Origin of the sequence: Pseudomonas fluorescens, from assembly GCF_002837185.1 — a bacterium.
Taxonomy (GTDB): Bacteria; Pseudomonadota; Gammaproteobacteria; order Pseudomonadales; family Pseudomonadaceae; genus Aquipseudomonas; species Aquipseudomonas fluorescens_AM.
In genome coordinates this window covers 46,958-59,131 of the sequence record NZ_KZ478004.1, presented here as the reverse complement: position 1 = coordinate 59,131, position 12,174 = coordinate 46,958, and the positions used below count along the sequence as shown (strand labels likewise).

Genomic DNA, 12,174 nt, shown 5'->3' with positions numbered 1-12,174 from the left:
CGTCTGGACAGCGGGCGCCGAGCGTACCTGGTGCCGGCAACCGGGACGATTGAAGTCAATGGCGTGCGTGCGCACGCTCGAGACGGTGTGGCGGTTGCCGATGAGCAGGTGTTGCAGGTGACGGCGATTGAAAACAGTGAGATTGTGCTGGTCGACTTAGCCTGACCTCAAGCCACGCTGGCATCTAATGTGGGAGGGGGCTTGCCCCCGATGGCGGTGGATCAGCATCGAATACATCGACTGATACAGCGCAATCGGGGGCAAGCCCCCTCTCACATTTGATCTCAGGGTGTCAGTTTGACGGGTATCGTCTGGACAGCGAGCGCCGAGCGTACCTGGTGCCGGCAACCGGGACGATTGAAGTCAATGGCGTGCGTGCGCACGCTCGAGACGGTGTGGCGGTTGCCGATGAGCAGGTGTTGCAGGTGACGGCGATTGAAAACAGTGAGATTGTGCTGGTCGACTTAGCCTGACCTCAAGCCACGCTGGCATCTAATGTGAGAGGGGGCTTGCCCCCGATGGCGGTGGATCAGCATCGAATACATCGACTGACACAGCGCAATCGGGAGCAAGCCCCCTCTCACATTTCAATCTCTGGGGTGTCAGTTACTCCGAGATGGCTCCGTCTACCAGCACTTGGGCCTCTTGCACCAGCTGCTTGAGGTGATCTTCGCCGATAAAGCTCTCGGCGTAGATCTTGTAGATGTCCTCGGTGCCCGATGGACGTGCGGCGAACCAGCCGTTTTCGGTCATGACTTTCAAGCCGCCGATGGCCTGGTTGTTGCCTGGCGCATGGCTGAGGACCTGCTGGATGCTCTCCCCGGCCAATTGCGTGGACGTGACCTGCTGCGGCGACAGTTTGCCCAGCAAGGCCTTTTGCGCTGGCGTGGCCTTGGCATCGACGCGGATGGCAAACGGCTCACCGAGAGCGTCGGTCAGGCCGCGATAGAGCTGGCTTGGGTCCTGGCCCTTGCGCGAGGTCATTTCCGCGGCGAGCAGGGCCGGGATCAGGCCGTCCTTGTCGGTGCTCCAGACGGTACCGTCCTTGCGCAGGAACGAGGCCCCGGCGCTTTCTTCGCCACCGAACCCCAGCGAACCCTCAAACAAGCCATCGGCAAACCACTTGAAGCCCACCGGCACTTCGTACAAACGACGGCCGATACGCGCGGCCACTCGATCGATCAGGCCGCTGCTGACCACGGTTTTGCCCACGGCCGCATCGGCGCGCCACTCGGGGCGATTCTGGAACAGGTAGTCGATGGACACCGCCAGGTAGTTATTCGGCGCCAACAACCCGCCGGACGGGGTCACGATGCCGTGACGGTCATGGTCAGGGTCGCAGGCAAACGCCACATCGAAGCGCTCCTTGAGACCGATCAGGCCTTGCATGGCGTAGCTGGAAGACGGGTCCATGCGGATCTGGCCGTCCCAGTCGACACTCATGAAGCGGAAGGTCGCGTCGACTTCGGTGTTCACCACGTCCAGGTTCAGCCGGTAGTGTTCGGCAATCGCCGACCAGTAACGCACCCCTGCTCCGCCCAGCGGATCGACGCCCAGGCGCAAACCGGCGCTGCGGATGGCATCCATGTCGATCACGTTGACCAGGTCGGCCACGTAGCTGTTGAGGTAATCATGGCGGTGGGTGGTATCGGCCTTGAGCGCCTGGGCGTGAGTGATGCGCTTGACCCCGGCGAGCTTGTTGGCCAGCAGTTCGTTGGCCTTGGCTTCGATCCACTTGGTGACATGGGTGTCGGCCGGGCCACCGTTAGGCGGGTTGTACTTGTAGCCACCACTTTGCGGCGGGTTGTGGGACGGCGTGATCACGATACCGTCGGCCAGGCCGCTGGTGCGGCCACGGTTGTAGCAGATGATGGCGTGGGAAATCGCCGGCGTCGGCGTGTATTCGTCGCCTTCGGCGAGCATGACGTGCACGCCGTTCGCGGCGAGCACTTCCAACGCACTGGCGCCGGCCGGCGTCGACAGTGCGTGGGTGTCCAGGCCGACAAACAGCGGGCCGTCGATGCCCTGGGCCTCGCGGTACAGGCAGATAGCCTGACTGATCGCAAGCACATGCCATTCGTTGAAGCTCAGCTCGAACGAACTGCCACGATGACCGGAGGTACCGAACGCCACGCGTTGGGTGGAGATCGCTGCATCAGGCTGGCCGGTGTAGTAGGCCGTGACCAGTCGCGGGATATCCACCAGCAACTGGGCTGGTGCCGGCTTGCCCGCAAAAGGACTGATAGTCATGCATAAACCTCGGAAAAATGAGTATTCGGAAAAATGACAGTTTACGGGGACTTGGACTACTGCGCGACGGTATCGATCCCACAACTGATGTAGAAATTTCACACCTGTCAGACCTGTGCCTGCTGCAGCGCCCCGGCCAACGTGTCCAGGGCGATGTCCAGGTTCGGATGACCGCTGAATGCATGACTCAGGCGCATATGCTGGTGATGCAGGCCGCAGAGGCTGAACAGCTCACCGGGGGCGATCACCACCTGTTGCGTCACCATGCGCTGGAACACCTGATGCATATCCACCGCCGCCGTCGACTGCAACCAGAAACTGGCGCCGGCGCCCGGCATTCGGTAGCTCACCCGGCCCTCCAGACGCACATCCAGACGATGACTCATGGCCTGCGCTTGTTCGCCTAGCCGTTGGCGTAACGTCTGCAAGTGCTGGTCAAACCGCCCGCTTTCGTACAAGCGGGCAATGGCCCGCTGGCGGATCGACGACACACGGAATGCGCGCAACAAAAACTGGCGCTGCAATTGGCTGCTCAGTTGCCGCGACAGTACAAAACCAAACGGTGCTTCCGGACCGAGGATCTTTTCGAGTGACGAAAACACCATCAATCGCTCGGGGCTGACCAGATCGCGCAGGGCCGTTGGGGACGGTACGAAGCTCAGTTCGCCGAAGGTGTCATTCTCCAGCAGCCAGCAACCGTAGCGATCCAGCAGGTGCGCCACCTGTAACCGCTCCTGCAGCGACAACACGCTGCCTGACGGCATGCTCACCCCCGACGACAGCAGCACCAGATGCACCGGCTCGTGACGCAGCAGGTGTTCAAAGGCAGTCAAATCGAAGTGGCCATCGGCCTGCCAAGGCAATTCGATGACCCGTACGCCCGCGCCCTGCAACAGGCGCAAGACCCGATAATCGCAGGGTGACTCGACAACCACTACCGTGTCCTTGAGGCTCAGGGCGTCAATCAGGATCTCCAGGACACCGCGCAAGTCGGCTCCGATATACACCTCATCCGCCTGCCAGCAACGCGTGGGCGACGAGGTATACCTTGCCGCCAGCGCCGCGCGCAGCTCCCAGACGCCAGAGGGTTGCCAGCGAGTTTGCAGGTGGTGCGGGTAACGGCGGATCAGTTGGCGCTCCAGCGTCAGCAATGCGCCATCCAGTGAGCCCAGCAGCGTCGGTTCATCGCCGCTGAGCACCACCATGGCTGGCCGCCGCGTTGCCGCATACAGGCGCTCAAGCAAATCGGCATCGGTCGTCATTTGTGCGTTGGCGGCCACCGGCCAGGCAAAGTAGCCTGACTTGGCCACGGAGTAGATCCGCCCCTCTTTCTCCAATATCGAGTAAGCGTACTGAATCGTCGAGATCGACACTTTCAACCGGGTCGACAGTTGCCGCAGAGAAGGCAACTTTACCGGTGTTTCAAGGCTGACTTCGTTGATCAGGTTGATCATGTAGCGGTACACCGCCTGATAGGCAAAATCAGCTTGCCGCTCTCCTCGCAGCTTCATGAGCGTCCACCCGGGCTTGCACGTACCGGCACGCTTAACGTCCCGACAACTGCGCAATCTGCGCCTGCACCCGCGCTCCGCGGCGTTTGCGTGCCTGGGCGCTACGGCCCGCCTGTAGCGGCCGCTTGCGGTACAAGTGCTGCAGAAGAGGCAATGGCAAGCCACTGGTGTCAATCAGCCATTGCTGCAGCATGTCCGCAGCGGGCTTGCCCTGCAACGCCTTATGCAATTCGGGAAGCCCCACCAGCATGCCGGGGTGGCATTGACGCAGGTAACCCTCCAGGCGCTCGCCGTGATGAATGAAGGGGGAGAACAACAGGCAAGTCAGTTGGCCCTGGTCCAGGCCAAAGAATTCCCTGGCGTAGGTCGTCGACAACACGCGCCCATCGTGACTGCTCATCTCGTCGATCAGGCTCTGCGGGATTTGTCGGCGGCCCATCGCATCCCTTGCCTGATGCACAAATGCTTCAACGCCCTCCTCGTACGACAACTCCCGCAGGCACTGGGCCTGCAGCCCATGCAGGTGTGCCATGAGCAGCGGGTTGGGATAGTCAGGATGGCTGAAGTGAAAGTCGAACGGGTCCGACTTGTGGGCCAGGAACTCGATAAGCAGCGGTGCCGAGGCGATATCGACCTCGTCGAGCAGATCGGCCACCCCGATATGGGCCAAATGGCGATGCCCGCCACGGCCAGGGCTGTCGACCTCCACGAATTGCTCGCCATAGAGGTCGCGGTAGCAACCGGTGCTCCACTCCTGCATGCGCGCGAACAGAATATTGAGCGACGCGGGCCTACGCGGCGGGACAGTGACGCCCGCGCCCAGTGCCGCGCGCTTGAGCCAGGCCAGGTATTGGCTTTGCTTGCGCGGCGAGTCACCACTGACCACGGCGTGCACGCCGCCGTTCCACGTGCTGACGCGCTGGTAGAAATCCCCCAGGGCCAGGTAAGTATCGTTGCACAGCGTCGCGCGGACATCCCCGGACGTCAGGTGCCCGATCATCAGCATATTGCGCTGGCTGACCTCACGGCCAACGCTGGATGCGGGCCGCTGATGATGGAAAGGTTGCACCTCCTGGTTTTCCACCATCAACAGCTCCACGCGAGGATCATCGTGGAAAAACAGTGCGCTGTAGCCCTCATTCAGACCGTCAAGCGTTGCCTGTGTCATCCCGGCATGCCGCAGCGTCGCTACCCGCAGGTGAAAAGTCTTGGGCGCACGGCCAGCGATGCTCAACTGCGCCGCCCGCAGCAGCGCCAGGGTGTAACTGCTGACCTCGCCGCCGCCGTGGGCGATCAACACTTTGTAGTTAGCCACTTGTTCCATGCCGCCTGCTGCCACCACTATTCGCTGGATCAACAATTGGAGTGCAGTCCTTTCGGCGCGCGTGAAGTGCCCCATCAAACGTTGCAGAACTTGCTGGTAAACATAGTTCATGGCTTGTTCGTGAATTGCGCTCATCGTTCTACTACCTGAGTTGAAATATCAGTTTCAAAGCAACTTTTTAATGTCGTTGCTTGACCCATTACATCTGTAGGCTTGTGTTCCCCTGGAGCGCACAAAGATGATTAAACACTAGCACCTGGCAACAAAATCACCGGGCAGGCACCTGAGCCGTGTACAACCAAACCTGCGCGCAGACGCGAAAGTCCAAGGCCCTGTGTGGCCAGGTCGCACATCCTAGGAATATTCCGACAACTTCCTACAGCGATTTAACTAATAAACTAGCGAAACTTCTGACAAATATTAAATCACCCACTTAATCCTGCTTCTGGCAACAAGGTCGGATGTTCTGAGTGCTTTTCGGCAGCCAGGGTATCGCTTGGTTAGTTCGCTGATGCGGGACAGTAATGTGCAATAGCTAATCATTGCTCAATCCTTGAGATGATGGTGAAGCCACAATTATCGGCGCTCAAACAATGATTAATAGATACAGAACAACGCAGGAAAGCAGTTCAGATGATCCGCGGTGTGAACTTCAGTAACGCCCACACGACAGCGCCGCGCTGGATTTCAGGGCGGCGTAAGGGCCAAAGGTATTGTTTACGGGGGCGCAACGCCCTCGGAGCGGCTCAACCCTGGCGCGGGTTAAGCCCTGACAAATGGCGCATCTGCCGTATCCGCGCAGACGCTTGAGCATTCATTTGCGAATACTCCTACAGCTCAAACAGCTTCAACCTGCAACGCAACCCGTTCACGGCACGGGCATTCGTCCATGTAGCGATGGGCTTCGACGAACTGGCTGAACGGAAACACCGTGGTTTTCAGCGGTACCAGTACCCGGTCGGCAGTCAGTTGATTGATATCACGCAAGGCACGTTGCAACGCCACCTGGTCCTGAATGATGCCCAGCTCCGGCTTACCAGTGAAGTTGCCGATGCAATGCACAAAAAACTGAATATTCTTCTGGAACGCCGCACAGGCGGGGAATGGCGTCTGGTTACCGCCTTGCAGGCCATACAACACCAGGCTGCCGCGTGGCGCCAGCACATCGCCGAGCAACGACATCTGTGGCCCGCCGAGGCCATCGAACACCACATCGACGCCACGATCACCAGTGATTTTGTTGATTTGCATGAGCAGGTCCTGCTCTTCGGTGACGATTACTTTTTCCGCCCCAAGGGACAGCAGGTACTCGCGCTCGTCGCTGTCTTTGGTCGCGGCAATCACGCGTACACCCAAGGCTTTGCCCAACTGCACAAACGAAGGCCCGGCGCAGTGACTGGCATCGGTCACCAGGGCGAACTGCCCGGGTTTGACCCGTGCCAGGTCCATATAAGCAAAATAGGCAATCAACAGCGGCGTGTAATGCACGCTGGCTTCAATGGGGCTCAAGACATCCGGGTAACGGGTCAGGGCCGACCGCGGCAGGACGATCTGCTCGCCATACACCGGGTAATCGTTAGGGCTTTCGGCGGGGAAACTGGCGACCTTGTCGCCCACCGCCAAGTCGTCCACGCCGTCGCCCAACGCGACCACCACACCCGCCATTTCATGACCAAGGCCCGACGGCAGACGTGCATGGGACGACGCCAGGTTCTGGCGCCACAGAATGTCGTACCAGCTGATACCAATCGCGTCGACACGCACCTGCACTTCGCCCGGTGCGGGCTGCGCGGCTGCATGCTCTTCGCATTTGAGCACCTCGGCCGGACCAAACTTGTGAAAACGAATCGTGCGGGACATCGCAAACCTCGTCAAAGTAACCTCTAATGCCATGAACTCTATCTGGGCTTTACGGGTAAGACCACAGGTCGCTATTAATAGTCGACATGTCTGTCATTGATTCCGCATGTGAGGAATAGACCTCAGCTAACGTAGGAAAACTCAATTATCCGGTGCAGAGTACCAGCCTTTACCCGTAAGATTCATGCCGGTCATGCTTCAGAGTGGAACCCTGGAGGTTCTTGATATGGCCACTCTCGTCAAGTTCGCTGACTCTTCCAGGACACAAGATGAACCGTAACGACCTGCGTCGTGTCGACCTTAACCTCTTGATCGTATTCGAAACCTTGATGCATGAGCGCAGTGTGACCCGTGCCGCCGAGAAACTGTTTCTCGGCCAGCCGGCCATCAGTGCGGCCTTGTCACGCCTGCGCGGGCTGTTTGACGACCCACTGTTCGTACGCACCGGGCGCAGCATGGAGCCGACGGCCCGCGCCGTGGAAATCTTCGCCCTGCTCTCCCCGGCGCTGGACTCGATCTCCACCGCCGTCAGCCGCGCCGCCGAGTTCGACCCGGCCACCAGCACCGCAGTCTTCCGCATCGGCCTGTCCGACGACGTGGAATTCGCCCTGCTGCCACAACTGCTCAAGCGCCTGCGCGCCGAAGCGCCCGGCATCGTGCTGGTGGTGCGTCGCGTCAACTACATCCTGATGCCCGGCCTGCTCGCTTCAGGTGAGATTTCCATCGGCGTCAGCTATACCGCCGAGCTGCCGGCCAACGCCAAGCGCAAGGTACTGCGCCGCAGCCTGCCGAAACTGCTGCGCGCCGACAGCGTACCCGGCTCATTGAGCCTGGACGACTTCTGCGCAAGGCCGCATGCCCTGGTGTCGTTCGCCGGCGACCTGAGCGGGTTTATCGATGAAGAACTGGAAAAACTCGGGCGCAAACGCCACGTGGTGCTGGCCGTCCCCCAGTTCAACGGGCTGGGGACGTTACTGGCAGGCACCGATATCCTCGCCACCGTGCCCGATTACGCCGCCGACGCCCTCACCTCGGCGGGTGGCCTGCGCGCCGAAGACCCGCCGCTGCCGGTGCGCTCGTTCGAGCTGCATATGGCCTGGCGCGGGTCGCAGGATAATGATCCGGGGGAACGGTGGTTGAGGTCGCGGATTCAGATGTTTTTTGGCGATCCTGAAAGTCTTTAGGTTTCGTTTGGCAGGCTGTTCGGCTGATCATTTCTGGCTTTCAACCCCCCATGGAGCTCCATTCACTTCCAGTGGATTGCTACATTGGGGGCATATCTGAGGGCATGCTTTGGATGGTTTGAAGAGGATGCCCCCAGCCTGAGGCCAATGAGTTTCTTGCGGTTGAGGCCGCGCAGCAAGACCCGGTCTTGCAAAAGGGCAAACGCCTCCAGGACTACCTGGGAAAACTCCGCGCGGCCGAAGGTGATCACATGGACACTGGCATGAATCAGAGGCCCAGCTTGGGGTGATTGAGTCGCTCACAAATGCGCAGGGCGTCGTCATGGTTGTCGCTCCATTGCAGCAGATGCGAGTTGATCAAGATGCACGTATTGCGCTGTTGCGCGATAGACAAGGCTTCGGCCACTCAGCACACCACACGCTCATCGCCTTTCGGGTATGAATGCGCGAAGTCTCCTGCCGTTTTAAATCGCCGATTCTCCGTTCCGCCTCTGCGCCATGGCGCAGGTTGAGCACCCCCTGAGTGCCCGCTACCTCAAGGTCGTAGCGCCCCTTGACGGTGCTCAAAGGCTCGACAGTTGCGCAGTTACGTCCATCCCAGATTGAAAGGTAGATGGGCGTCATTAACGACCGCCTTGGTGATCTCGCACCTATCCAAAAAGCTGAAGGTGCCCGCAGAGCTGTAGAAGCAGGTGCCCTGTGCGCAAAGCTTTGGCGTCATGGTTCGCCCATGCGGCCATGCGGCCATCGAATATTGGCGACACCGTCGGGCATCCACTTCGCACTTCGCCAACACCGACAGCAAATTTCTTGCCACTAACTGTAGTGATCGCTATAGAATACAATCAATATGTAGCGCTCGCTATTTAATTAGCCTTCAGTGATGTGTTGGACGGTAATCATCCCCAGCCGACCGACCGAAAAGAATGGAATAGGCAACGTGCTAGACCTGGCCGCGCACAACATCGCGCATTGGACCGAGATTATTCGCTCGCTCGGCGTCCGCGGAATTGCGCTGTATGCCGCGAGATTTGTGGTGCGCACGGGTTGCCTTCGTACCAAAGCAATCAACCAAGCCCTTCTTCAACCCTCTTCAAACTAGGAGTAACACCATGAGCCACCCAACTTATGTCGAAGACTACAACGCCATCGTCACGGTACTGAACCACTATAACGAAGGTGGCAAGCAAGCCAAAAGCAGCCTTATGAAACCTGCCTTCAGCGAGCAGGCCACTATCTTTGGCGTGGATGGCGAAGGTCAACTGACCGGTGGCCCGATCCAGGGGCTGTTCGACATCATCGACAGCGCCTTCCGCCCTTCACCGGAAGCCAAAGGCGCCATCGTCAACGTCGATATCGTCGGCACCGCCGCCAGCGCACGTATCGATACCAATGACATCTCCGGCTTCTGCTTCACCGATTTCTTCAACCTGCTGAAGGTTGATGGCAAGTGGACCGTCATCAGCAAGATCTACCACACCCACGTTGCTCCTTAACCCACCGCTTGAACCGCGCCCCATTGGCGCCAAAACCATGCAATGGAGTTTGACCATGAGCAAAAACATCAAAGCAGTACCCACCCAGGACTACAACGCCGTTGTCGCCGTGGCCCAGCAATACGCAGACGGCCTGCGTGCCGGCAGCCCGGAAGTGCTGGAGCAGGCCTTCCACAAGGAAGCGGTGATGTACGGCTTCACCAACGGCAAACTGTTGGGCGGCCCGATCAGCAACCTGTTCGACTTCGTCCGCACCCATGGCAAAGCCCCGGATATCAGCACACGCCTGGACGTGCTGGCGATCACCCCAACCACCGCCGTGGTACGTGTGGACATGGAAAAGGACGCGATTGGCGCCGACTACAACGATTACCTGACGCTGATCAAAATCGACGGCACCTGGAAAGTGATCGCCAAGGTTTATCACCAGTTCGAAGGCTGATCCGAGCGGCTTGAACGCAATGATGTTTCTCAAGGTGATGAATCATGGCAAAAGTTGAATACAGCGCCGTTGTAGACGGCGGCGCCGAGCGCGTTTGGGATGTACTCAAGCGCTTCGGGAAAATCAGCCAATGGCATCCGGCGATCCCACAGAGCGTCATAGAAGACGGTCAGCCGGACGGTCTGGTCGGCTGCATCCGCCGGCTGACGTTGCAGGATGGCGCCATTCTGCGCGAGCAGTTGTTGTCGGTAGACGCGGTGAATCTGCAGTTCTCCTACCGTTTCGTTGAAGCGCCACTGCCTGTCGACAACTACGTGTTGACCGTGCGCCTGATCCCGTTGACTGGCAAAGACGAAGCCGTGATTGTGTGGTCTGCGACCTTCGATACGCGCGAGCCTGACCCAGAGGGGCAATGGACCTCGACCATCGAGTCGCTCATTGTCGGCGGGCATGAAAGTCTCCAGGTTTACCTGAACCAAACCGCCACAGCATAAATGTGCCCTACCCCGCTCCAGCAATGGATGCGGGGTTCAATTTTTCAGGAGTTAGGATGCACGACCACATTGCCGAAGTGCCGCTTGAAAAAGCCTATCGGCTGATCAACCACGGCCCCACCGTGCTGGTATCTGCTCAACACGAGGAGACTCGAAATGTGATGGCCGCGGCATGGGCCTGTGCATTGGATTTCTCACCGCCCAAAGTCACTGTGGTACTGGACAAGATCGCCAAGACCCGCGAACTGGTAGAGCGTAGCGGCCTCTTTGTGATTCAGGTTCCAACCGTGGCACAACTGCAATTGACCCGCGATGTCGGCAGCGTCAGCCTGCAGGAAGATCCACAGAAGCTGGCTCATAGCGGCGTCGAGCTGTTCAGTATCAGCGGCCATGACGCGCCATTCGTGGCCGGCTGCTCGGCCTGGCTTGTGTGCAAACTATTGCCCGAACCGCACAATCAGTCGACCTACGACCTGTTTATCGGTGAGGTCGTCGCTGCCTGGGCCGACACACGGGTATTCAGCGACGGCCATTGGCACTTTGAGCGTGCGCACCCGGATTTTCGTAGCCTGCACTACATCGCAGGCGGGCACTTTTATGCGATCGGCGAAGCGCTAACCCCATCAGTGATCTAGTGCAGTTTCAACCGAGGCTCGGTGCCTGGCCCCAGGCGGTTACCCAGCATCAGTAATGCGCAGGGTACCGGGCCGTAGAGCGCGACTTGGGGCATGCGGTAGGAGACAGGACGGATCCTGTAACGCCCAGGCACACGGCGTTGCGCCGGTGCCTGGGCTGGGTGATTTCAACGCCTATGACTTACCAATCCTGACGGGTCGGCGAAATGATCAGGTCGTTGACGGTGACGTTTTCGGGCTGATTTAGTGCGTACACCACTGCGCGACCGATATCGTCCGGCGAGATTGCGATTTTATTCAGCTCTTGAGCCGCTTTACGGCCTGCCGGGTCGGTGACTTTATCGGCCCAACCGGTGTTGATCACACCCGGACTGACCGTGTTGACACGGATGCCGTGCTGCACGCCCAACTCTTTGCGCATCGACTCAGTCATGGCCTGCACGAAGAACTTGGTGGCGCTGTAGATTCCCGCAGCAGGCCCGACCTGGTGACCGGCAACCGAATCCATATTCAGGATCTGGCCCGACTTCTGTTTCAACATGAACGGCAACACCGCTGCGATACCATGCAGGTAGCCTTTGATGTTCACGTTGATCATCTTTTCCCAATCATCGGTGGCCAGGTCGACCCAGTTGGAAAACAGCATCAAGCCTGCGTTGTTGATCAGGATATCCACCGAACCGAAAGAGTCCTGAGCAAATTGCGCGAGCGCTTTCATGTCCTCAGGATTGGTAACGTCGCTGACGCGACCTACTGCTTCACCGCCCTTGCTTTTCAGCTCGCTGACGATGGCGTCCAGGCCTTGCTGGTCCAGGGCCGCCGCGACAATTCGAACGCCTTTCTCGGACAAGGCACGTGCCGATGCAGCACCCAGGCCGGACGATGCGCCAGTAATGATCGCGGTTTTACTCTGCAGATAGTTCATGGGCGTTCCTCTCGTTGGTAACTGCCCGTCTGTGAGGGCAGTTTTTGGGGTTA

At 59.1% G+C, this 12,174-nt stretch carries 11 protein-coding genes and 2 pseudogenes; 7 read left to right on the top strand and 6 right to left on the bottom strand.

Annotated features, from left to right (window positions below; translation table 11 throughout):
* Positions 1-165, top strand: a pseudogene (locus CIB54_RS27365) (hypothetical protein); the annotation flags it as partial.
* Between the two features lie 149 nt (positions 166-314).
* A pseudogene (locus tag CIB54_RS18405) lies at positions 315-473 on the top strand (hypothetical protein); the annotation flags it as partial.
* A 133-nt stretch (positions 474-606) separates the two neighbouring features.
* Here CIB54_RS18405 and pgm read toward each other — a convergent pair.
* The 4 genes from pgm to CIB54_RS18385 form a co-directional block, all read right to left on the bottom strand.
* Positions 607-2,250: a phosphoglucomutase (alpha-D-glucose-1,6-bisphosphate-dependent) gene (gene pgm, locus CIB54_RS18400; RefSeq protein WP_065953443.1), complete on the bottom strand. Its 1,644-nt coding sequence runs from the start codon at positions 2,248-2,250 to the stop codon at positions 607-609.
* A gap of 107 nt (positions 2,251-2,357) precedes the next feature.
* Positions 2,358-3,761, bottom strand: a complete 1,404-nt coding sequence (locus CIB54_RS18395) for an aminotransferase-like domain-containing protein (RefSeq protein WP_101220583.1) — start codon at positions 3,759-3,761, stop codon at positions 2,358-2,360.
* Between the two features lie 34 nt (positions 3,762-3,795).
* Positions 3,796-5,220, bottom strand: coding sequence for a hypothetical protein (locus tag CIB54_RS18390; RefSeq protein WP_101220582.1), 1,425 nt, complete (start codon positions 5,218-5,220; stop codon positions 3,796-3,798).
* Between the two features lie 702 nt (positions 5,221-5,922).
* Positions 5,923-6,945 (bottom strand): zinc-dependent alcohol dehydrogenase family protein, encoded by a 1,023-nt coding sequence (locus tag CIB54_RS18385; protein ID WP_065953441.1) that lies wholly within the window; start codon positions 6,943-6,945, stop codon positions 5,923-5,925.
* 269 nt (positions 6,946-7,214) lie between these two features.
* On the opposite strand from CIB54_RS18385, the gene CIB54_RS18380 reads away from it, so the two are divergent.
* Positions 7,215-8,129 carry a LysR family transcriptional regulator gene (locus CIB54_RS18380; protein WP_101220581.1) on the top strand — a complete coding sequence of 305 codons (915 nt, stop codon included), beginning with the start codon at positions 7,215-7,217 and terminating at the stop codon, positions 8,127-8,129.
* 268 nt (positions 8,130-8,397) lie between these two features.
* Here CIB54_RS18380 and CIB54_RS27360 read toward each other — a convergent pair whose 3' ends face one another.
* Positions 8,398-8,535 carry a hypothetical protein gene (locus CIB54_RS27360; protein ID WP_157829741.1) on the bottom strand — a complete coding sequence of 46 codons (138 nt, stop codon included), beginning with the start codon at positions 8,533-8,535 and terminating at the stop codon, positions 8,398-8,400.
* 706 nt (positions 8,536-9,241) lie between these two features.
* Between CIB54_RS27360 and CIB54_RS18365 the strand changes: the two genes are divergently transcribed.
* Genes CIB54_RS18365 through CIB54_RS18350 form a run of 4 tightly spaced genes read left to right on the top strand, consistent with a single transcriptional unit; the run spans position 9,242 to position 11,196 of the window.
* Positions 9,242-9,625 (top strand): nuclear transport factor 2 family protein, encoded by a 384-nt coding sequence (locus CIB54_RS18365; RefSeq protein ID WP_101220580.1) that lies wholly within the window; start codon positions 9,242-9,244, stop codon positions 9,623-9,625.
* A gap of 55 nt (positions 9,626-9,680) precedes the next feature.
* Complete coding sequence (locus CIB54_RS18360; RefSeq protein ID WP_101220579.1) at positions 9,681-10,067, top strand: nuclear transport factor 2 family protein; 387 nt, start codon at positions 9,681-9,683, stop codon at positions 10,065-10,067.
* A gap of 44 nt (positions 10,068-10,111) precedes the next feature.
* The gene (locus CIB54_RS18355; protein WP_101220578.1) at positions 10,112-10,561 is read left to right on the top strand and encodes an SRPBCC family protein; all 450 of its coding nucleotides are present in this window, start codon (positions 10,112-10,114) and stop codon (positions 10,559-10,561) included.
* Positions 10,562-10,617: 56 nt separating this feature from the next.
* The gene (locus tag CIB54_RS18350; RefSeq protein WP_101220577.1) at positions 10,618-11,196 is read left to right on the top strand and encodes a flavin reductase family protein; all 579 of its coding nucleotides are present in this window, start codon (positions 10,618-10,620) and stop codon (positions 11,194-11,196) included.
* A 181-nt stretch (positions 11,197-11,377) separates the two neighbouring features.
* Here CIB54_RS18350 and CIB54_RS18345 read toward each other — a convergent pair whose 3' ends face one another.
* Positions 11,378-12,121: an SDR family oxidoreductase gene (locus CIB54_RS18345; protein WP_101220576.1), complete on the bottom strand. Its 744-nt coding sequence runs from the start codon at positions 12,119-12,121 to the stop codon at positions 11,378-11,380.
* Positions 12,122-12,174 lie beyond the last annotated feature (53 nt).